We start from the raw sequence: 21,633 nt of genomic DNA, 5'->3' as shown, positions 1-21,633 counted from the left end.
TCATGGAAACGATTTCGACCGCAAAATGCTTTGGTGGAACGCAGGGCGTCTATCGCCATAAGAGCGAGATCACTCAATGCGAAATGACATTCGCCGTATTCCTGCCACCGCAGGCGAAGGATGGTCCGGTGCCTGTGCTGTGGTATCTTTCCGGCCTGACCTGCACGCATCAGAATGTAATGGACAAGGGCGAATATCGGCAAATCGCCGCAGAATTGGGAATTGCCGTTATTTGTCCTGACACCAGCCCCCGTGGTGATGACGTGCCAGACGAGCCGCAAAACTGGAAATTCGGCAAAGGTGCCGGCTTCTATCTCGATGCGACGCAGGAGCCCTTCGCCAAAAACTATCAGATGTATAGCTACATCACCAAGGAACTGACCGATCTGGTGGCGGTTGAGTTTCCACTTGATATGTCGCGTCAGGCCATCACTGGCCACTCCATGGGTGGACATGGTGCATTGACCATCGCGCTTAAAAACCCTGATCGTTTCAAATCGGCATCGGCTTTCGCACCGATTGTGCAGCCCTCTACAGCCGACTGGTCAAAGCCTGCGCTGGAAAAATATCTCGGTTCTGAAGAGCGCGCATGGCGTGCCTATGACGCGACGCTGCTGATTGAGGATGGTGCACGCTTTTCAGAATTTCTGGTTGATCAAGGCGAAGCCGATGTGTTCCTTGAGGAAGGCCTGTGTCCCTGGCTGCTGGATGAGGCTTGCCGCAAGGCTGGAATCCCGCTCACGCTCAACATGCGCGAAGGCTATGACCATTCCTATTTCTTCATCTCATCCTTCATGGATGATCATCTCAAATGGCATGCGGAACGTCTTAGCAGATAAAGCTGTTGAAGGATCAACATGGCGAAGAAGAAGAAAGTTGTCACGGTCGGCGCATTGCTGGTGAATGCTGACAAAAAAGTCCTGATGGGACTTCGCTCGCCATGGAAAAAAGCGTGGCCGAATCATTGGGACACGCCCGGTGGCCATGTCGAACCCAGTGAAACACTGGAAGAGGCGCTGGTTCGGGAGATGGGCGAAGAACTCGGCATTCGCCCGATCAAGTTCCGTGAGATCGGCGCAATTGATGAGAAAAAACCTGATCTCTATGGCGATTCCATCTGCCATATTTTTCAAGTCACAGCTTGGAGCGGTTGGTGAACCGCGCAATGTCTGCGATGAACATTCTGAGCTTGCATGGTACAGCCCTATCGAGCTTGAAACCATCAGCAATCTGGCCGACCCCGAATATCCACGTCTTGCCCGGATCGCCATTGGTGCAGCAATCGATTAGCGTTTCGTAACTTTCATCGGCAGGCCGCCCTGCGGCTGGGTGGTGAGTTTCTGCACTGGCCATGGCTTTGTGGTTTCCAACACGTCAAAGCGACGGCCATCAAGCAAGGTTGCAAGCGCAATCACCGCTTCCTGAAGCGCGAAACTCGCACCAATGCAGACACGCGGACCAGCACCAAAGGGCAGATATTGAAAGCGGTCGAGCTTGTCGCGATTTTCGGGCCAGAAGCGTTCCGGCATGAAAGCATCCGGCTGATCCCAATAAAGCCTGTGACGATGAATCACCCAAGGCATGACCAGAACAGCCGTCCCCTTCGCGATTTTCAGATCGCCATAGGTGTCATCCGTGGCCGCCTCGCGATTGATTGACGGTGCCGGCGGATAAAGCCGCATCGCTTCCTCAAAAGCGGCACGCGTGAAAGGCAGTTTTGCCAACCATTCCTGCGGCGGCAGGTCATGTCCGCCTCCCGCAAAGAACGCATCGATCTCGGCCTCAACCCGTTCGCGCTCCTGTGGTGCTTTGGCCAACAGATAGAGTGTCCAGCCCAGCGCACGGGCTGTTGTCTCATGCCCCGCACCGATAAAGGTGATGATGTTATCTTCGATCTCGCCGCGGCTCAAACCGTCGGGCCCTTCGGCGCGCAAAAGCAAGGTCAGAAAATCATTGGGGACGTCTTCGCCTCTCTCCATTCGCGACTTTCGCAAGGCAATGGTATCAGATACCAGTTCTCGGAAGAAGCCGAGCGACTGGTTACCGCGAAGGCGCGTAAAGCGTGGCAGCCAGTCCGGCAAGCCAAGAAGATCAAATGGATCGACGCGGCCCATGGTTTCAAAAAGCTTGTCGATCTGGCGCGCAAAATCATTGGGATCACCGGCGATCTCACCAGAGAACAGCGTTTCCGCGAGAATATCATAGGTGAGCAGCGTCATGTCGTGGGCGACATCGGTGATGAGACCATTGGTCTTGTATCGCTCGACAAACTGCAGCGACCGGTTTCGCATGGCGCTCGCAAAGCCACCGATATGGCGCGGCGTGAACACGGGTGCCATGGCCTTGCGCGACCGCTTCCAGACTTGGCCCTCAGCGGTCAGCAATCCATCGCGCAAAAGGGGGCGCAAAACCCGCTGGCGAATGGCGGACATCGGGTAGTTTGCGGCATTATCGACCAGCACATGACGGATGAGACCGGGATCATTGGCAATGATGGTTTTGATGCCAAGCCAACTTACGGAAACCCATGGCTCATTGTACGAAGGCTCGCCCCACAATTCGAGCGGATTTTTATAAACCACCCGCATCATCTCGAAGCGTCCAACCGGCTTTTCGCGCGGACGCGGTGCCGGTGGGATGAATGGTTGCGCGGCTTCATTTATTGCCGTTGTAATGTCCATAAAGTGCTCCTCGTTATCGAGAACGCCCCTGCTGGAAACCAATATAAGCGCCAATTGTGGCAGTTCCAAAGAGTACCAATAATCGCCTATCATCATCTGAAGCGAATTGAGCGCAATCCCCGGCAATTTTGGCCTTAAAATTTGGAAAAATCACCGTTAACGCCTATATTAAAGCCATGTTTGTCGAGTGATTCGACATGAGTTTTTATGCTGGATAAGCAGCAGGATTTAAGGCTGCATTCGCGGCACATTTGCGAAAGATTTTCATGACCGAGACTCCAGAGATGAATTCTGAAGCCCCTGCCGAATATGGTGCGGATTCCATTCGTGTTCTGAAAGGCCTCGACGCAGTTCGCAAGCGTCCGGGCATGTATATCGGCGATACGGATGACGGCTCTGGCCTGCATCACATGGTTTATGAAGTCGTCGACAACGCAATTGACGAAGCGCTGGCGGGCCATGCGACACTTGTCACTGTGACGCTCAATGCCGACGGCTCCTGCACCGTGACCGATAATGGTCGCGGCATTCCGACCGATATCCATAAGGAAGAAGGCGTTTCGGCTGCTGAAGTCATCATGACCCAGCTGCACGCCGGCGGTAAGTTCGACCAGAATTCCTATAAGGTTTCCGGTGGTCTGCATGGTGTGGGCGTTTCTGTTGTGAACGCACTGTCGATCTGGCTCAGGCTTAAAGTGCGTCGGGCTGGCAAAATACACGAAATGACCTTCACGCATGGCGTGGCCGATGCTCCGCTTGCGGTGGTTGGTGATGCAGGCAGCGATACCGGCACGGAAGTCAGCTTCCTGCCTTCGCCTGAAACCTTCTCCATGGTGGAATTCGATTACGACACGCTGGAGCGTCGCCTGCGCGAACTGGCGTTTCTCAATTCCGGTGTGCGCATCAAGCTGAGCGATCGCCGCCATGCCGACATCAAAGAGCATGAACTGCATTATGATGGCGGTGTTGTCGAATTCGTAAAATATATCGATCAGAGCAAGAAGTCGCTTCTGGAAACACCGATCTATATCAAGAGCGAAAAAGACGGCATGACCGTTGAAGTCGCTATGTGGTGGAATGATTCCTACCACGAAAAGGTGCTGTGCTTCACCAACAACATTCCGCAGCGCGATGGCGGTACGCATCTGGCCGGTTTCCGTGGCGCGCTGACGCGTCAGGTAACAGGCTATGCCGATGCATCGGGCATGACCAAGAAGGAAAAAGTCAGTCTCACTGGCGATGATTGCCGTGAAGGTCTGACGGCTGTTCTTTCAGTCAAGGTTCCTGATCCAAAGTTCTCGTCGCAGACGAAAGACAAGCTGGTTTCTTCGGAAGTGCGTCCAGTTGTTGAAAGTCTCGTCAATGAAGCGCTTTCGACATGGCTGGAAGAACATCCGGCAGGCGGCAAGACCATTGTTGAAAAGGTCATTCAGGCTGCTGCCGCGCGTGAAGCAGCGCGCAAGGCACGCGACATCACCCGCAAGAGCAATCTGAGCGTGACGTCGCTTCCCGGCAAGCTGGCGGACTGTCAGGAACGCGATCCGGCGAAATCAGAAATCTTCATCGTCGAGGGTGACTCTGCTGGTGGCTCCGCCAAGAGCGGTCGTTCGCGCCAAAACCAGGCCATTCTGCCGCTGCGCGGTAAGATTCTCAATGTGGAGCGCGTTCGTTTTGACCGTATGATCTCGTCCGATCAGGTCGGTACACTGATCACAGCGCTCGGCACGTCGATCGGCAAGGATGAATCGCACGGCTTCAATCCTGACAAGCTGCGCTATCACAAGATCATCATCATGACGGATGCTGACGTCGACGGTGCGCATATTCGCACATTGCTGTTGACCTTCTTCTTCCGCCAGATGCCGGAACTGATCGAGCGCGGTCATATTTATATTGCACAGCCACCCCTCTATAAGGTGTCTCGCGGCAAGTCATCACAATATATCAAGAACGAAGCTGCATTCGAAGACTTTCTCATCGAAACCGGCCTTGAAGAAGCGGCTCTTGAAATGGCAAGCGGAGAAGTGCGCGCCGGACCGGATCTTCGGTCTGTCGTTGAGGATGCCCGCACGCTGCGTCAGCTTTTGGGTGGCCTACATACACGTTATGATCGCCGTATTGTTGAGCAGGCGGCAATTGCTGGACTGCTTAACCCTGGTTCCACCGCGAATGATGCGACGGCGCAGGCATCCGCTGCAACGGTTGCCAAGCGTCTCGACATGATTTCGGAAGAAACCGAGCGCGGCTGGACTGCACACGTGACAGACGACGGCGGCTATCGTTTCGAGCGCATGGTTCGCGGTGTGAAAGATGTTGCCATTCTCGATATGGCGCTGCTTGGTTCTGCCGATGCCAGACAGATCGACCGCGTTGCCTCGCGCATTGCCGAAGTCTTTGCAGAGCCGCCTGTGCTGCGCCGCAAGGACAAGAGCGATACGCTTTCCGGTCCAATGGCGCTGCTTGACGCGATTTTTGCGACAGGTCGCAAGGGCCTGACGCTACAGCGTTATAAAGGCTTGGGCGAAATGAATGCCGAACAGCTTTGGGAAACAACGCTTGATCCGAATGTGCGTTCGTTGCTGCAGGTCAAGGTCAATGATGCGACCGATGCAGATTCGCTGTTCTCGCGCCTGATGGGCGATGAAGTTGAACCGCGCCGCGAATTTATTCAGGAAAACGCCCTGAGCGTCGCCAATCTGGACGTTTAAAATATACTTCCCGAAGCGCGCCTCTGCTCTTCGGGAAGTATCATATCTAAAAGAAAAGCCCGGTTTCATACCGGGCTTTTCTTTTTATGGGATTATCTTATTCGCCGCGACGCTTCTTGCTGAAGCCCCCATCACCGAATTTCTTGCCGTCCTTCTTGAAACCATCTTTCTTGAAGTCGCCTTTCGGCTTCGACCAGCTGCCCTTAGCGTTGTCACGATTGCCATCACGGAAATCGCTTCTTGGCTTGTCGCCGCGTGGCTTGAAATCGCGCTTGCCTTCACGCGGAGCAGCATCGCCACCAGCGCCTGCAACTGCAGTGCGGATCACCAGACCCTTTTCGCCGGTCCCGCGTTCTTCAACCGAACGACGGAATTCATCAGCCTTGGCTGCGGTGATTTCGAAACGCGTTTCATTATCGAAAATCTTGATCGAACCGACGTCACGCTTCGATACGTCACCTGCCTTGCAGATGAGCGGCAGAAGCCATTTTGGATCGGCGCGGTGCTTACGACCGGCAGAAACCGAGAACCATACGCCATCAAATGAAGAATTACGGTCGAAACGCTCACCCGGCTCGCCACGGTCACGACGTTCGCCCCGTTCCGGGCGATCACCACGCTCTGAACGCTCACGCGGCTTCTTGCTGGAAATCGGATGAACAGGCGCGTCAGAAATATCTTCCGCAGCAGGCAATGCTGAGAGTTCGCGATTGAGGAAAGCGCTCGCGATCTGTTCCGGCGTATAACGCTCGGTCAGCGCCTTCAACAGATCCTGATGTTCTTCATCAATCGGCTGGCTGAAAGCTTCACCATTGAGAATACGTTCATTGTTCTTGGCCTGAACGGCAGCAATACCCGGAGCAGGAACAGTCTGCGCATCAAGCTTTGCAAGGCTCAGAAGACGCTCGGCACTACGACGGCGCGAGAACGGAACGACCAGAACGCAAGTGCCCTTGCGGCCCGCACGACCTGTACGGCCCGAACGGTGCAGCATGGTTTCAGGATTGTTCGGCAGATCGGCATGGATAACCAGATCAAGATTTGGCAGATCGATACCGCGTGCAGCAACGTCGGTCGCAACGCAAACGCGGGCACGTCCATCGCGCATCGACTGAAGCGCATTGTTACGCTCGGCCTGGCTCAATTCACCCGACAGCGCCACAACTGCAAAACCGCGGTTCGACAGGCGGCTTGCCATGTGCTTTACAGCTTCACGCGTCGAGCAGAAAATGATCGAGTTCTGCGCATCGTAATAAAGCAGGGTGTTGATGATTGCATGATCGCGTTCCTGTGGCGGAACCGGCATAGCAAAATAATCAATATCGGCATGCTGACCAGCTTCGCCAGCAGCAGTAATGCGCAGCGCGTCTTTTTGGAAACGCTTTGCAAGCTGTGCAATCGGCTTTGGCACGGTTGCCGAGAACATCAATGTGCGGCGATCTTCCGGTGCTTCACCAAGAATGAATTCGAGGTCCTCGCGAAAACCCATATCGAGCATTTCGTCAGCTTCATCGAGCACGACAACGCGCAGTTCCGACATATCAAGCGCACGGCGCGAAATATGATCGCGCAGACGACCCGGCGTGCCAACAACGATATGCGATCCACGTTCAAGCACACGGCGCTCGGAACGAATATCCATACCACCAACGCAAGAAGCAATCACCGCGCCCGTATCGGCATAAAGCCATTCAAGTTCACGGCGAACCTGCAAAGCAAGTTCGCGCGTTGGTGCGATAATCATCGCAAATGGATTTTGCGCACGATCAAAACGCAGTTCGTCGCCAAGAATGGTCGATGCCATGGAAAGGCCAAAAGCAACAGTCTTGCCGGAGCCTGTCTGCGCAGAAACAAGCAAATCGCCATGAAGTGTTTCAGGAGCCAAAACGGCATTCTGAACAGCGGTGAGTGTATTGTAACCGCGAGCGGCTAATGCTCCGGAAAGTGCCGGAGCGATTGTGTCAGGTAGGGACATGAGTGACTTTCAAAAAAGCTTCACAAGCCGCATACCCATCGGTTGTGAAGCTTTTTGTTCACAACTCTCCTGACGACTACCGAAGCACCATAATTAGCGTCTACCTATAGGCTCGGGCTTAAAACGTCAACCGCTTAAGCCCTCAATGCGCCTCATCCCAGTTATGCGCTGCACGCGCGTCGACCTGTAATGGCACGGAAAGCGACACGGCTGGCATGGCTGCATTTTCCATCACATGACGGACAACAGGGATCGTCTTTTCGACCTCGTTTTCAGGCACTTCAAAGATCAATTCGTCATGCACCTGCAACAACATACGGGCGGCGAGCTTCTCATCTGCCAGCGCCTTCTCCATACGGATCATGGCGCGGCGAATGACATCAGCTGCGGAGCCCTGAATTGGTGCATTGATTGCCGCACGTTCGTTAAAGGCGCGAACCTGCGGATTGGATGCTTTGATGTCGGGATAATGCGCGCGACGACCGAAGATGGTTTCGACATAGCCATGTTCGCGCGCAAAAGCCTTGGTCGCTTCCATATAGTCCTTGATGCCCGGAAACCGCTCAAAATAGGTACGGATATATTGCCCTGCTTCTTCACGCGGGATGGACAGCTGATTGGCAAGACCAAAAGCCGATATGCCGTAAATGATACCGAAGTTGATCGCTTTGGCGCGGCGGCGTACCTCTGACGGCATGCCTTCAACAGGTACGCCAAACATTTCAGAAGCCGTCATGGCATGAATATCGATGCCATCGGCAAAAGCCTGTTTCAGCTGCGGAATATCGGCGACATGCGCCAGCACACGCAATTCGATCTGGCTATAATCGGCAGAGATCAACTTGTTGCCCGGTTCTGCAATGAAAGCCGTTCTAATCTTGCGGCCTTCGCTCGTGCGCACCGGAATGTTCTGCAAATTCGGCTCAGACGAAGACAAGCGCCCGGTTGAGGTGGAAGCCATGGCGTAAGATGTGTGTACGCGCTTCGTCTGCGGATGAATATAACCCGGCAGCGCATCGGTATAGGTGGACTTGAGCTTGGTCAGCTGACGCCAATCAACGATTTTGCGGGGCAGAGGCAAGCCTTCGGCAGCCAGATCTTCCAGCACTTGCGCGGAGGTCGACCATTGGCCGGTCTTGGTCTTGGATGCGCCGGGAAGCCCCATTTTACCAAAGAGAATATCGCCAAGCTGCTTGGGCGAACCGATATTGAATTTTTCACCAGCCAGTTCGTAAATTTCATCTTCGAAACGTGCCGCAGACTGGGCAAGGTCGCCCGACAGGCGGGAGAGCACCTGACGATCAACCGAGACGCCGCGTTCTTCCATGCGGGCAAGCACATCAACCAGCGGGCGTTCAAGACGCTCATACACCGACGCGAGCCCTTCTGCCGCCAGACGCGGTTTCAGCACCTGCCAGAGACGCAATGTCACATCAGCGTCTTCAGCGGCATAGGCCGTTGCACGATCAAGATCGACCATATCGAAGGTGACGGCGCCTTTGCCGCTGCCAGTCACTTCTTTATAGGCGATGGGCGTGTGTCCCAGCCAGCGTTCGGACAATGGGTCCATGCCATGACCGCCGATGCCGGCATCCAATACATAGGACAGTAACATCGTATCATCAAAGGAGACGGTGTTGATGCCATGACGACGCATGACCAGCCAGTCATATTTCATATTCTGCGCGATCTTGAGAACGGATGCGTCTTCAAGAACGCTCTTCAACGCCGCCAGCGCCTTATCGAGCGGTATCTGACCTTCAACCATACCGCCGCCGAGCAGATCACCTGCACCGGATTTATGCTGGAGCGGGATATAGGCGGCTTTACCGGGCGCAAGCGCCAGCGAGAAGCCGATCAGCTCTGCCTGCATCGGATCAAGCGAATTGGTTTCCGTATCAAAAGCAACCAGACCCGTCTCAACAGCTTCCGCGAGCCAATTATTCAGCGTTTCAATGTCGCGAATGCAGGTATAGGCCGTCGTGTCGATTTTTTGCGCCAAAGCATCCGATGCACGCTTTGCGGCAAGCGCTTTCGGCGTGTAGCCGCTTGCTTCCGCAGTATCGGCGGAGGGCGAAGCTGCGGTTTCCGACGATGTCGCAGCCTCTGGCTTTGCAGGCACATCAACGTCCGGGCCGTGCGCGTCTGCTCCCCATTCGGTTTCGATGTGGCAAGGCTCAACTGCCGACGCATCCGTGTCGGTTGCTTCCGCCACGCGGCGCGTCAGCGTTGTGAAATCCAGCGCTTTCAGGAAGCCTATGAGTTTCGGACCATTCTGCGGTTCAAGCACCAGACCATCAAGATCAACATCGAGCGGCACATCGACTTTCAGCGTCACGAGTTCGCGTGCGATCTTGGTCTGATCGGCATAGGCGATGATGTTTTCACGGCGCTTGTTCTGTTTGATCTCGGACGCGCGTGCCAACAGCGTATCCAGATCGCCAAACTCTTCCAGCAATTGCGCCGCGGTCTTCGGGCCGATGCCGGGAATGCCCGGAACATTATCGGTGCTGTCACCGGTCAGCGATTGCAGATCGATCATCTTTTCCGGCGGTACACCCCATTTTTCGATCACTTCCGGGATCGAAATCTGTTTGTCCTTCATACCGTCATACATCGACACTTGTGGTGTCACGAGCTGCATCAGGTCTTTGTCAGACGATACGATGGTGACATCGCCGCCGGCTTCCGCCGCGATACGGGCATAGGTCGCGATCAGATCGTCCGCCTCAAAGCCTTCTTTTTCGATGCAAGGCAGATTGAAAGCGCGGGTTGCCTGACGGATCAGGCCAAATTGCGGGATCAGGTCTTCGGGCGGCGCGGTACGATTGGCCTTATATTCAGGGTAGATTTCCTTGCGGAAAGTCTGCGACGAATAGTCGAAAATGACCGCAAAATGCGTTGGCACCACACCCACATCGGTACTGCGCGCATCCTTCAACAGCTTCCACAGCATGTTGCAGAAGCCAGACACGGCCCCCACCGGCAAGCCATCCGACTTACGGGTCAGCGGTGGCAGGGCATGATAAGCGCGGAAAATATAACCCGAGCCGTCAACGAGAAAGAGATGATCGCCTTTTTTCATGGCTTAGGATTAGAGGAAACCAAGCATAAAGAAAACCGGCCTTGTGTCAGGAGAAACAAGTGTCCACTTGAAAGGTGAGTTTTTTCACCCCCTGTTCACGCTAAGCTCTCAATCCGATAACGTTTATGTTACGAATTTGTAATCTAAAATGCCCTTGAATAGCCACAGTTGGAGGGCCAATTCTAGGTCATCGACAGTACGTTGATCGCCGGTTTTCTGACCCGTCCCCCGTTGGAAACCGGTTGTAAGCGACAGCCTAAATCCCCTCTCCGGGCTGTCGTTTGTGAGTGTAGTGATATGGCCGTTGTGGTAACCCCCTCACCACGACGGCCAATTCATTTTCTGCTCTCGGTTTTGCGATCTAATCTGGGTTTCTTCTTGAGCTTCGCAGTTGTACTGTGCGCGCAGTATTACGACTCGTCAGGAAATATCCATGTCCGCGCAATCACTCGATAAAGTCCTCAATCATCTCGACGCAAATCTCGACAAGAGTATCGACCATCTGTTCGATCTTTTACGGATCAAGTCGATTTCGACCGATCCGGCTTACAAAGCCGATTGCCGTAAGGCTGCCGAATGGCTGGTCGAGGATTTGAAGTCCATTGGTTTTGACGCAAGCGTGCGCGACACACCGGTCCATCCGATGGTTGTCGCCCACCATGACGGCGCCACCGCTGATGCGCCGCATGTCCTGTTCTATGGCCATTATGATGTGCAGCCGGTTGACCCGCTCAATCTGTGGGAAAACGATCCGTTTGAACCTGCTATCAAAGACGTTGGCAATGGTCGCAAAATCCTGACCGGTCGCGGAACCTCTGACGACAAGGGTCAGCTGATGACCTTTGTTGAAGCCTGCCGCGCTTATAAGGCAGTTAACGGCAATCTGCCTGTCAAAGTAACCTTGCTGTTTGAAGGCGAAGAAGAATCCGGCTCACCATCGCTCAAACCATTCCTTGATGCCAATAAACAGGAACTAAAGGCTGATGTGGCGCTGGTTTGCGACACAGCCATGTGGAATGAAGAAACACCAGCGATCAGCGTCGGTTTGCGTGGTCTGGTTGGCGAAGAAATCGTTATCAAGGCGGCTGACCGCGATTTGCATTCGGGCTTCTTTGGTGGTGCCGCGGCCAACCCGATCCATATTTTGAGCAAAATCCTTGCCGATCTTCATGATGAAACCGGACGCGTTACGGTTCCGGGTTTCTATGAAGGTGTGGAAGAAACACCGTCACAGATTTTGCAATCATGGGAAAGCCTTGGCCGCACGGCTGAAAACTTCCTTGGGCCGATTGGACTCTCGGTTCCTTCGGGCGAAAAAGGCCGCAGCGTTCTCGAACTGACATGGGCGCGCCCGACTGCCGAAGTCAACGGCATCATCGGCGGCTACACCGGCGAAGGCTTTAAGACCGTTATTGCAGCGGAAGCATCTGCTAAGGTTTCATTCCGCCTCGTGCATAAGCAGGATCCAGTCAAAATCCGCGCAGCCTTCCGCGCTTTCGTCGAAGAGCGTCTGCCAGCCGATTGTTCGGTCGAGTTCCACCCGCATGGTGGCTCGCCAGCCATTCAGCTGCCTTATGATTCACCTCTGGTTTCCAAAGCCAAAGACGCACTCTCAGATGAATGGCCAAAGCCAGCGGTGCTGATCGCCATGGGCGGATCGATCCCGATTGTCGGTGATTTCGACAAATTCCTTGGCATGGAATCGCTGCTTGTTGGCTTCGGCCTTGAAGACGACCGCATTCATTCGCCCAATGAAAAATATGAGCTGACGTCTTTCCATAAAGGTCAACGCTCTTGGGCCCGTATTATGGCGGCTATCGCCGCAAAGTAAGGAAGACTAAATGACTATTCGTTTTCACAAAAACGATCTGCCGAACCTTGAGCATTATCAGGTGGATTCGGTTGCAATCGATACCGAGACGCTGGGCCTTAACCCACATCGCGACCGGCTTTGCGTGGTGCAGATTTCGCCCGGCGACGGCACCGCAGACGTGATCCAGATTGAAGCTGGCCAGAAGGAAGCGCCTAATCTGGTCAAGCTTTTGCAAGACAAAGCGATAACCAAAATCTTTCATTTTGGCCGCTTTGATCTTGCGGTTTTGGCGCATGCCTTTGGCACCATGCCGGAGCCGGTGTTCTGCACCAAGATCGCATCCAAGCTGACGCGCACATACACGGATCGCCACGGTCTGAAGGAAATCTGCGGCGAGTTACTTGAGGTTTCGATCTCCAAGCAGCAGCAATCATCGGATTGGGCGGCGGAGGTTCTGTCGCAGGCACAGCTTGAATATGCGGCATCTGACGTTCTTTATCTGCATCGCTTGAAGGCAGTTTTTGAACAGCGCCTTGAGCGCGATGGCCGCACCAAACAAGCCGAAGCCTGTTTCAAATTCCTGCCAACCCGCTCAGAGCTTGATCTGATGGGCTGGCCTGAAACGGATATTTTCGCTCACGCGTAAATTATTAAATGGCGGCGTCAGCCGCCATTTTCTTTTCCGGTTCGCGCTCGATAGAAGCCCATGCGGGACGGCGAAACAGGAATTTTCCATAGCCGCTCCATTGAATAAGCCCATAAAGAATAACCGGCCCAATGACGCCGCTTGCTGTCGTTAGTAATGAAACTGTCCCGACATCGAAGATGTCAATTTTAAGCAGCACAGTTCGCGCAATCGCCATTGGCAAAAAGAACGCCAGATAAACGACGATTGAATGGGCTCCCAGCCAGCTCAAACCGCGATGCAGCCAGTTTTTATCGGACATGAGGTTAATCAGCGCTGAAATCGCTATGATCGCCAATGCGCCCACGAAACCAAGAGCCAGCGCAATAATTGGCAGATCGCTCACAGCCCCGCGTCCATTCAGCAGATCACCGGCAGGGGTAATCAGTGTTGCAAGACTTTCCGGTACGGGCATGAAGACCAGCCTGTATTCCACAAAGCCCCAGATAAGAAGGCCAACAACCGCCACAAGCGGGCGTTGACGCAACCAGTCTGCCAAGCGAAAAATCGCTTTCGCAAAGGCATAGCCTGCAAAGAAGTAAACGAAACGCGCGCAGAATTCGTCGATCATCACCCAGCCCGTATGGATAGGCAGGATTTCCAGAATTGCCAGCATAGCTAAAGTCACGCCGACTGGCACGCGTTTCAAAAGTCGCGTCACAACAAAGAAAACCGGCAAAATATAAATGAACCAAAGCGTGCCAAATGGTTCAATAAACGCCATGAGATAGGCTTCCATTACACCGCTAATTCCGGCCTCGCTGGCAATGCCCGGTGCTTTGAAAGCAAACTGGATCGTCAGCCAGAGAATGTAGAAATAGAGAAAATGCACAACCTTACGGTCGAGATACCGCCGCCATGGCCGGTCGATGACGAGGCTCAAAAACAGACCGGAAATCAGAAAGAAGTCCGGCATCCGAAACGGCTTGGCAAAAGCGACGACATAATGCATCCAGCCTTGCGCATCCGCCGCCTTCTCCACACCCAGCGTAGAATGCATCATGACAACAAAAATGATGCAGATCCCCTTGGCTATATCGACCCAATCGATTCGCATTGAGGTCCGGTCCGTGCCCCGCATTCTTGCTCCAAACGCCGTTTTCGTGGTCATCTGCTTATCGCAATCGCATCAGCAAGAACATCCTGTTTGGGTGGGCGACGCAGGATTGCGATATGACCCATACAGAAATACAATTTAAAATAGAAAAAATAATGTCTTTTATACAACTTTTAATACTTAATCTTAAGTGTGACCCTATTGCTACAGACACAACCCGAGAAACACGCCTAACTAGAACAGTATTTGATTATTCTTTTTGCTCCGATGAGGTTTTTCATGAAGCTTAAATCAATCTTTCTGGCATCGACTTTCATTTTCGTTGGTGCAATGGGCGCCCATGCAGCTGATGCTATCAACTACCATGAGCCAGCTCCTGTCATCAGCGCTCCGGTATTTTCATGGGGCGGGGCATATATTGGTGGCCAGGTTGGCTATGGCTGGGCAAAATCTACACTGGACAATTACTACAAAGTTGAGCCAAGCGGTTTTATTGGTGGCCTTTATGCAGGTTACAATTTTGACATGAGCAATAATGTCGTGCTCGGCATTGACGGCGATGTCACCTATAATAATCTAAACGCCGAAACCAAGCAGGGCACGGAAACGTTTGAAAGCCGTATGCGCCTGTCAGGAGTCGTTCGTGCGCGCGCAGGTTATGCGATTGATCGTTTGATGCCGTATATTGCTGGCGGTGTCGCTTTCGGAAAAATTAAAAACGCAATTGGTTCTTCTGTAATCGATTCTGGCCAGAACAAAACCCTGACAGGTTGGACTGCTGGCGCAGGTATAGATTATGCAGCTACCGACAACGTCATTCTTCGTCTGGAATACCGCTATACAGACTACGGCAAGGGAAATTATAGTTTCTATCTCCCGAATACCGAATTTAAAAACGAATTCAAGACGAATGAATTGCGCCTTGGTGTTGCATACAAATTTTAAGTCGAACTTATTCGACCAGTCTAATAACACCCACCGTAAGATTGTGATATTAGGGTGGGTTTTATTTTTCCGAAATGCCCTACCCGAGATGCTTTACCACCAAACAAGGAGCACTTGGATTCAGAAATCTCGAAACTTAACACAGAATTACGAACTGTATTTTGCTTCCTGCGAAACGATGAAATTGATATTCTCGCATCGCACATGTTTGAAGCCGATGATGACGTCGTGAAAACCCAATCAATATCTACTGGCGAAATCGCCTAACAGTGCAGTTCGCTAGACATAGGGTAATTTCCGTCAATCAGAATACCTCGCCACCGAACGTCGAGATGGCTTTCGCAACCTCACTTTCGGCAGCTAAAGTCCTAAATTTAATACTTTGATAACCAAAGGCAGCAGCTTTTTGGCGTAAACGCACGCTAAACCGCAACTTTTGCGACTAGTAACTGACTGTGTCTTTCTTGCTACAGACTTTGAAGAGGGATCGCTTATATTAGGGTCAACGAATTGAATTTTCCCGTTTCCCCTGATGAGGTTTATTATGAAACTCAAGTCACTTCTTCTCGCATCGACCGTAGCTCTTGTTGCAGCAACTGGCGCGCAGGCAGCTGATGCTATCGTTTACGAAGAACCAGCTCCAGTGGTTGTTGCACCATCGTTCACATGGAACGGTGCATATCTCGGTGGCCAGATTGGCTATGGCTGGGGTAAGTCGCGTTTCAGCCAGGACGGCGAATTTGGTGCAATTAACATCAAGCCAGACGGCTTCCTCGGTGGTCTGTATGCTGGTTACAACTTCGATCTCGGCAACAGCGTTGTTCTAGGTATCGACGGTGACGTAACCTACAACAACCTCAAGGACAGCTACTCGGAAACTGATGGCGTTGTAACCGACAGCCTCGAAAGCAAGCTGCGCTGGTCGGGTGCTGTTCGTGCCCGCGCTGGTTACGCAGTTGATCGCTTCCTGCCTTACATCGCTGGTGGTGTAGCTTTCGGTCAGGTTAAGAATACACTTTCGTCGTCTGGCGATGCAGATGCCTTCAGCAGCTCGCAGAGCAAGACCCTTACCGGCTGGACCGCTGGTGCAGGCGTTGATTATGCAGCAACAGATAACGTAATTGTTCGCCTCGAATACCGTTACACCGATTACGGTCGTAAGGACTTCACATTCAGCGATGGAATCGACAGCGCGACTGTTCGTGACAAGTTCAAATCCAACGAAATTCGTCTCGGCGTTGCATACAAGTTCTAATCTGATTAGAGCATTTTTTGGAAAGGCCTCGCATTTGCGGGGCCTTTTCTTTTTGCGCTGTTGGAACGTTGTTTTTTTGTGAATGCTGAGTTTACTCCCCTTTAAACTGCCGCATTTACACTTCAGGCGATAAACAACATAAAAATATGCAGGCGGGTGGATTTAAGCAGATATGGCATCGCGAGACGGTAGAAACGGACGTATCGAACCTTCCTTCGGCAATGCGCCGAAAAAGGAAGAGGAAGAAGACGTGTTTCGCGTCGATGATGAGGAGCGCATGGCCAGAACGCAGCGCAGCGGCAAGCAGTCTGAGAAACGCGAACCGCGTGGTTCACGCCGCAAGCCAAAAAAGCGCGGCGGCTTTTTTGGCTTCGTTCGCCGTGCCTTCTACTGGTGCCTGGTGCTTGGCCTTTGGGGCGGGATCGCATTCGCCGGTATGCTCGTCTATTTCGCAGCCAAGATGCCACCGACGACCGATTGGAGCATTCCCGATCGTCCGCCAAATGTGCGTATCGTTGATGTCGGAGGCAATCTGATTGCCAATCGTGGCACAACGGGCGGTGAGGCAGTGGGCCTGCATGAAATGTCACCTTTTATTCCGCAAGCCGTCATGGCGATCGAAGACCGCCGCTTCATGTCACATTTCGGTATTGATCCAATTGGTCTGGCGCGCGCAATTGTGACCAATGTGACCTCTGGCCGCGCCGTGCAGGGTGGATCAACGCTGACCCAGCAGCTTGCCAAGAACCTGTTCCTTTCACCGGACCGTACGCTGGAACGCAAGGTGCAGGAAGTGATGCTCGCTCTCTGGCTTGAGCATAAATACACCAAAGAGCAGATACTGGAGATGTATCTCAACCGCGTTTATCTCGGGTCGGGTGCCTACGGCGTTGATGCCGCATCGCGCCGCTATTTCGGAAAGTCGGCCAAGGATGTGAACCTGATGGAAGCGGCAACCCTTGCCGGTCTTCTCAAGGCACCGTCACGTCTCTCGCCCGCACGCGACCCGGAAGCAGCAAGCGCTCGTGCCAAGCTTGTGCTTGGTGCCATGCGTGAAGAAGGCATGATCGATGATCGTCAGGTGGCAATTGCGGAAAGCGAGCCACCAGCACGTGCGGCCTCTTACTGGCAGGGTTCTGAAAACTATTTTGCCGACCGCGTTGTGGCCGAAATTCCGGCCCTCATCGGCGAGACCAAAACCGACATCACTGTTGAAACAACTGTCGATCTCAACCTTCAGCGTGCTGGTGAAGAAGCGATCAAGGATCAAATTACTGCAAACGGCAAGAAGATGAATGTGAGCCAGGGCGCGCTCGTTTCGATCGATGGTACGGGTGCAGTACGCGCATTGGTTGGTGGTTATGATTATGCTGCCAGCCAGTTTGATCGCGTGACCGATGCGCGTCGTCAGCCAGCATCATCTTTTAAGCCTTTCGTTTATCTGACGGCTCTGGAACAGGGGCGCACACCGGACTCTGTACGCAATGATGCGCCCGTGCGGATTGGCAAATGGACGCCAAGCAACGACAATGGCAAATATATGGGTGAGGTGACGCTGGCGACCGCATTGTCCCACTCGCTTAATTCCGTTTCAGCACAGCTCGTGATGGAAGTCGGCCCACAGACTGTGATCGACACGGCCCATCGCCTCGGCGTTCAGTCGAAGCTGGAGCCCAATGCCTCGCTCGCACTGGGCACATCCGAAGTCTCGCTTCTGGAACTGACTGATGCCTATGTTCCATTCGCCAATGGCGGCTATCGGGCCCCGGTCTATTTCATCACAAGGATCACCGATTCAGACGGCAAAGTTCTTTATCAAAGACAGGATGGCATCGGCCCGCGTGTGATTGATGAACGCAATGTCGGCATGATGAACGCGATGCTCCGCAGGACAGTGGAAGACGGCACGGCAAAACGCGCCGCCTTCGGCTGGCCAGCCGCGGGCAAAACCGGCACCAGCCAGAATTTTCGTGATGCATGGTTTGTTGGCTACACCGCCAATCTCACCACAGGTGTCTGGTTCGGCAATGATGACGGCAAGGGTATGAAGCGCGTCTTCGGCTCGACATTGCCTGTTGCCGCATGGAAAACCTTTATGAAGGAAGCCCACAAGGGCGTGCCTGTTGCCGAGCTTCCCGGCCATTACGACATTCAGAACATCATCCCCGGCGGCAGCGACGGCATCGATCCAAACAATCCGTATGAACCGGGTATGATTCCGCAAGGCGGCTATGGCGAACAGCCACTGGCTGGCAATGGCGATGATGGCTATTGGCCACCAGCACCCGACTCCCCTGCCCGTAATACGGTTCAGCAAGGTCAGCAGCCCGGCACACCTGCCAATTATCCGGTCAATGACAATGGCGCACCATTGCCTCCAGGAAATGTTGGCGGGCAGCCGCAGCAGAACCGTGATTCAACCACGCTTCTCGATATCATCATGGGCAATTCGCAGTGATCTTCTCTTAGGGCCGTTAATACCGGCCCTTATCGCGATCAAGTGAAGCAGCTAACTGCCTGTTTGTTTAAATCCGCTCGAAATCCTGAGCGGTATAGTGCGCCGTGCGCCCAACGGGGCGCACAAAGGACGCTCTAAGCTGTTGAAATTACGCATCGTGCTTTCCAAAAATCGATTCCGATTTTTGGGCCGATGCTGTAGTCTATTCAAGGATTGAGAGTGAGGTTTTCATGTCTACAGCTTCCCACACCGATGCGTCCCGGTCTGATGCTCCCAAGTCAGACCTGGATCGTAAAACCCTTGTGTTGACAGGGGCAAGCCGTGGCATTGGTCATGCAACGGTCAAACGTTTTTCACGCGCTGGCTGGCGCGTCATTACCTGTTCGCGTCAGGATTTCGCTGAGAACTGTCCATGGCCCGCAGGACCGGAAGATCACATCAAGGTTGATCTTGCGGATCAGGAAGACGTTGGCAAAGCCATTGCTGAAATCCGTCGCCGCCTTGAGGCCAATGGCAGCAAATTGCATGCACTCGTCAACAATGCCGGTATTTCACCAAAGGCAGAAGGTGGAAAACGGCTGAATTCGATTGAAACACCGATGGCCGTGTGGCGAGATGTGTTTCAGGTGAATTTCATGGCGCCCATTATGCTGGCGCGCGGCCTGTTCAAGGAACTGGAATCCGCGCAAGGCTCGGTCGTCAATGTGACCTCCATTGCTGGATCCCGCGTGCATCCTTTTGCTGGCACCGCTTATGCCACCTCAAAGGCAGCACTTGCCGCGCTCACCCGCGAAATGGCTTCGGATTTTGGTCCGCATGGCATTCGTGTGAATGCGATTGCACCCGGCGAAATCGACACTGCAATCCTGTCACCAGGTACAGAGAAGCTTGTCGAGCAATTGCCGATGCGTCGCCTTGGCAAAACCTCAGAAGTTGCAGAAACAATCTATTATCTATGCTCCGAAGCTTCATCCTATGTGACGGGTTCGGAAATTCATATCAATGGCGGCCAGCACGTGTGATAATTTTCCAGAGCGCGGCGTTGAATAACACCGCGCTTTTGTGCTTATCTTACTCTTCAATCGATTTAACAGCCGAGTTTACCCATGATCCTATGCTGCGGTGAAGCCCTGATTGACATGCTGCCACGCGAGACAACGTCCGGCGAGACAGCCTTTTTGCCACTTGCCGGTGGATCGGTTTTCAATTCGGCTATTGCGCTTGGTCGTTTGAATGTCCCGACTGGTTTCTTTTCCGGGCTTTCGTCAGATTTTTTCGGTGATGTGCTGCGCGACACGCTTGCGCACTCCAACGTCGATTATTCCTATTCCGCCATTTCGGACCGCCCGACGACACTCGCATTTGTGCGACTGGTGGATGGACAGGCCCGCTATGCCTTTTATGATGAGAACACAGCGCTGCGGATGCTCTCCGAAAGCGATATTCCGCCCATGAATGATGCGATCAAAGCCATGCTTTTTGGCTGCATCAGCCTGATTTCAGAGCCATGCGGGAGTGTCTATGAAGCGTTGATGACGCGGGAAGCCAAGAACCGCGTGATGTTCCTGGATCCGAATATCCGCTCCAGCTTTATCGCGGACCGTGAAAAACATCTTGCCCGGATGAAACGCATGATTGCCCTTTCCGATATTGTGAAGCTCTCCGATGAAGATCTGGACTGGTTTGGCGAAAAAGGGAGCCATGACGAGATTGCATCACGCTGGCTGGAACGTGGCCCAAAGCTGATTGTCATCACCAAAGGCCCCCATGGTGCAGATGCCTACACGGCAAAGGCGACTGTTCGCGTGCCCGGCGTTAAAGTCGATGTGGTAGATACGGTTGGCGCTGGCGATACGGTCAATGCGGGGATCCTCGCAAGCCTGTATCACCAGGGACTTCTCAGCAAAGAAGCGGTTGCACGTCTTGATGAAGACCAGATCCATGCCGCCGTCGCGCTCGGCGTGCGAGCGGCAGCTGTTACGGTTTCCCGCGCCGGAGCCAATCCGCCATGGGCGGTGGAAATGAAAGATTGAACTAGCGTGTGAACGGACACGTCCCTGCCCTTGACCTCAATCATTTAGCGCCTTCTATTGGACGAGGGCGAAAGAGAATCGAATTCAAGCGAGGGACAATCATTGAACGTCTTGCGTATAGCTGCCTTCTCGCAGGGCAATCAGGGCGGTAATCCCGCCGGAGTTATGATATCTGAGAAGATGCCCTCAGCCGAGGACATGCAGAAAATTGCAAAGGATGTTGGCTTTTCGGAAACAGCCTTTGCCATGCCGGAAGCCGGAGGCTTTCGCGTGCGCTACTTTGCGCCGGAAACGGAAATTCCGTTCTGCGGCCATGCCACAATTGCGCTGGGTGCAGCACTTGCAATGCGTGAGGGTGATGGACGCTTTGCGCTGAAGCTTAACAATACCGAAATCAGCGTGGAAGGTCGCAAGGAAGGCGAGCTGTTTGCCGCCAGCCTGCAATCACCGGGAACGCGTAATCGTGCTGCAACCGATATGGAAATCGAACAGGCGCTGGCGCTTTTCAATTATGAAAAAGATGATCTTGTGCCGGGCATCCCGCCTGCACTCATCCATGCCGGAGCCGACCATATCGTTCTGCCTTTGCGCTCACGCGAAAAGCTTGCCGCCATGCATTACGATTTGCAGCGCGGCCGCGTTCTGATGAGCCGTCAGGGCTGGACAACCATATTGCTGATAAACGCCGAAACGCCCACACGCTTCCACAGTCGCAATCCATTTGCCTCGGGTGGCGTCTATGAAGATCCTGCAACCGGCGCTTCAACTGCGGCTTTCGCAGCTTATTTACGCGATCTGGGCTGGCCACATGGTGGCTCCATTGAAGTCTTTCAGGGCGAAGACATGGGAATACCGTGTCATCTTCGTGCAGATATCGGTCTGGAACGCGGTGGATCAATCCGCCTTTCGGGTACAGCGCGCCTGATGGAATAGTAAAA

General features: G+C 53.4%; 16 protein-coding genes. 12 read left to right on the top strand and 4 right to left on the bottom strand.

What is annotated here, in order from left to right; genetic code table 11:
• Positions 1-2 precede the first annotated feature (2 nt).
• The 3 genes from fghA to RI570_RS07410 are packed head-to-tail and all read left to right on the top strand — an operon-like array spanning position 3 to position 1,290.
• Positions 3-839 carry an S-formylglutathione hydrolase gene (gene fghA, locus RI570_RS07420; RefSeq protein WP_313827773.1) on the top strand — a complete coding sequence of 279 codons (837 nt, stop codon included), beginning with the start codon at positions 3-5 and terminating at the stop codon, positions 837-839.
• An 18-nt stretch (positions 840-857) separates the two neighbouring features.
• The gene (locus RI570_RS07415) at positions 858-1,157 is read left to right on the top strand and encodes an NUDIX hydrolase (protein ID WP_313827772.1); all 300 of its coding nucleotides are present in this window, start codon (positions 858-860) and stop codon (positions 1,155-1,157) included.
• Positions 1,105-1,290, top strand: a complete 186-nt coding sequence (locus RI570_RS07410; protein WP_313828641.1) for a hypothetical protein — start codon at positions 1,105-1,107, stop codon at positions 1,288-1,290. Before RI570_RS07415 ends, RI570_RS07410 begins: the two co-directional genes overlap by 53 nt.
• Here the strand turns inward: RI570_RS07410 and RI570_RS07405 are convergent.
• Positions 1,287-2,681: a cytochrome P450 gene (locus RI570_RS07405; protein ID WP_313827771.1), complete on the bottom strand. Its 1,395-nt coding sequence runs from the start codon at positions 2,679-2,681 to the stop codon at positions 1,287-1,289. The genes RI570_RS07410 and RI570_RS07405 overlap by 4 nt on opposite strands.
• Positions 2,682-2,947: 266 nt before the next feature.
• Here RI570_RS07405 and gyrB point away from each other — a divergent pair, with 266 nt between their 5' ends.
• Complete coding sequence (gyrB, locus tag RI570_RS07400) at positions 2,948-5,389, top strand: DNA topoisomerase (ATP-hydrolyzing) subunit B (protein WP_313827769.1); 2,442 nt, start codon at positions 2,948-2,950, stop codon at positions 5,387-5,389.
• 97 nt (positions 5,390-5,486) lie between these two features.
• On the opposite strand, the gene RI570_RS07395 is transcribed toward gyrB, so the two are convergent.
• Positions 5,487-7,364, bottom strand: a complete 1,878-nt coding sequence (locus RI570_RS07395; RefSeq protein ID WP_313827768.1) for a DEAD/DEAH box helicase — start codon at positions 7,362-7,364, stop codon at positions 5,487-5,489.
• 142 nt (positions 7,365-7,506) lie between these two features.
• Positions 7,507-10,449: a DNA polymerase I gene (polA, locus tag RI570_RS07390; RefSeq protein WP_313827767.1), complete on the bottom strand. Its 2,943-nt coding sequence runs from the start codon at positions 10,447-10,449 to the stop codon at positions 7,507-7,509.
• Positions 10,450-10,882: 433 nt separating this feature from the next.
• Between polA and RI570_RS07385 the strand changes: the two genes are divergently transcribed.
• Together RI570_RS07385 and RI570_RS07380 are read left to right on the top strand one after the other, a co-directional pair.
• On the top strand, positions 10,883-12,280 hold the full coding sequence (locus tag RI570_RS07385) for a dipeptidase (RefSeq protein WP_313827766.1): 1,398 nt from the start codon (positions 10,883-10,885) through the stop codon (positions 12,278-12,280).
• A 10-nt stretch (positions 12,281-12,290) separates the two neighbouring features.
• On the top strand, positions 12,291-12,908 hold the full coding sequence (locus RI570_RS07380) for a ribonuclease D (protein ID WP_313827765.1): 618 nt from the start codon (positions 12,291-12,293) through the stop codon (positions 12,906-12,908).
• A 4-nt stretch (positions 12,909-12,912) separates the two neighbouring features.
• On the opposite strand, the gene RI570_RS07375 is transcribed toward RI570_RS07380, so the two are convergent.
• Positions 12,913-14,004: an acyltransferase family protein gene (locus RI570_RS07375; RefSeq protein ID WP_313827764.1), complete on the bottom strand. Its 1,092-nt coding sequence runs from the start codon at positions 14,002-14,004 to the stop codon at positions 12,913-12,915.
• Positions 14,005-14,283: 279 nt separating this feature from the next.
• Here RI570_RS07375 and RI570_RS07370 point away from each other — a divergent pair, with 279 nt between their 5' ends.
• The 6 genes from RI570_RS07370 to RI570_RS07345 all read left to right on the top strand — a co-directional run bounded on the left by RI570_RS07370 (position 14,284) and on the right by RI570_RS07345 (position 21,628).
• Positions 14,284-14,949: a porin family protein gene (locus RI570_RS07370; protein ID WP_313827763.1), complete on the top strand. Its 666-nt coding sequence runs from the start codon at positions 14,284-14,286 to the stop codon at positions 14,947-14,949.
• A 544-nt stretch (positions 14,950-15,493) separates the two neighbouring features.
• The gene (locus tag RI570_RS07365) at positions 15,494-16,204 is read left to right on the top strand and encodes a porin family protein (protein WP_313827762.1); all 711 of its coding nucleotides are present in this window, start codon (positions 15,494-15,496) and stop codon (positions 16,202-16,204) included.
• A 172-nt stretch (positions 16,205-16,376) separates the two neighbouring features.
• A complete protein-coding gene (locus tag RI570_RS07360) occupies positions 16,377-18,662 on the top strand; it encodes a transglycosylase domain-containing protein (protein ID WP_313827761.1) in 2,286 nt (761 codons plus the stop codon).
• Between the two features lie 230 nt (positions 18,663-18,892).
• Entirely contained in the window at positions 18,893-19,684 is a 792-nt protein-coding gene (locus tag RI570_RS07355; protein ID WP_313827760.1) for an SDR family oxidoreductase, read from the top strand.
• 84 nt (positions 19,685-19,768) lie between these two features.
• Complete coding sequence (locus RI570_RS07350) at positions 19,769-20,695, top strand: carbohydrate kinase (RefSeq protein WP_313827759.1); 927 nt, start codon at positions 19,769-19,771, stop codon at positions 20,693-20,695.
• 102 nt (positions 20,696-20,797) lie between these two features.
• A complete protein-coding gene (locus RI570_RS07345; RefSeq protein WP_313827758.1) occupies positions 20,798-21,628 on the top strand; it encodes a PhzF family phenazine biosynthesis protein in 831 nt (276 codons plus the stop codon).
• Positions 21,629-21,633 lie beyond the last annotated feature (5 nt).

It is taken from the genome of Brucella pseudogrignonensis, assembly GCF_032190615.1.
GTDB classification, from domain to species: domain Bacteria; phylum Pseudomonadota; class Alphaproteobacteria; order Rhizobiales; family Rhizobiaceae; genus Brucella; species Brucella pseudogrignonensis_B.
Note: the sequence above shows the minus strand (reverse complement) of the source record. Positions and strands in the feature narration are given on the sequence as shown.

Bases quoted from the DNA above. Each gene is read 5' to 3' on its own strand.
- fghA (WP_313827773.1), top strand. From the start codon at position 3: ATGGAAACGATTTCGACCGCAAAATGCTTTGGTGGAACGCAGGGCGTC.
- RI570_RS07370 (WP_313827763.1), top strand. From the start codon at position 14,284: ATGAAGCTTAAATCAATCTTTCTGGCATCGACTTTCATTTTCGTTGGT.
- RI570_RS07395 (WP_313827768.1), bottom strand. From the start codon at position 7,364: ATGTCCCTACCTGACACAATCGCTCCGGCACTTTCCGGAGCATTAGCC.
- RI570_RS07375 (WP_313827764.1), bottom strand. From the start codon at position 14,004: ATGCGAATCGATTGGGTCGATATAGCCAAGGGGATCTGCATCATTTTT.
- RI570_RS07415 (WP_313827772.1), top strand. From the start codon at position 858: ATGGCGAAGAAGAAGAAAGTTGTCACGGTCGGCGCATTGCTGGTGAAT.
- RI570_RS07355 (WP_313827760.1), top strand. From the start codon at position 18,893: ATGTCTACAGCTTCCCACACCGATGCGTCCCGGTCTGATGCTCCCAAG.
- RI570_RS07360 (WP_313827761.1), top strand. From the start codon at position 16,377: ATGGCATCGCGAGACGGTAGAAACGGACGTATCGAACCTTCCTTCGGC.
- RI570_RS07410 (WP_313828641.1), top strand. From the start codon at position 1,105: ATGGCGATTCCATCTGCCATATTTTTCAAGTCACAGCTTGGAGCGGTT.
- RI570_RS07350 (WP_313827759.1), top strand. From the start codon at position 19,769: ATGATCCTATGCTGCGGTGAAGCCCTGATTGACATGCTGCCACGCGAG.
- polA (WP_313827767.1), bottom strand. From the start codon at position 10,449: ATGAAAAAAGGCGATCATCTCTTTCTCGTTGACGGCTCGGGTTATATT.
- RI570_RS07385 (WP_313827766.1), top strand. From the start codon at position 10,883: ATGTCCGCGCAATCACTCGATAAAGTCCTCAATCATCTCGACGCAAAT.
- gyrB (WP_313827769.1), top strand. From the start codon at position 2,948: ATGACCGAGACTCCAGAGATGAATTCTGAAGCCCCTGCCGAATATGGT.
- RI570_RS07365 (WP_313827762.1), top strand. From the start codon at position 15,494: ATGAAACTCAAGTCACTTCTTCTCGCATCGACCGTAGCTCTTGTTGCA.
- RI570_RS07405 (WP_313827771.1), bottom strand. From the start codon at position 2,681: ATGGACATTACAACGGCAATAAATGAAGCCGCGCAACCATTCATCCCA.
- RI570_RS07380 (WP_313827765.1), top strand. From the start codon at position 12,291: ATGACTATTCGTTTTCACAAAAACGATCTGCCGAACCTTGAGCATTAT.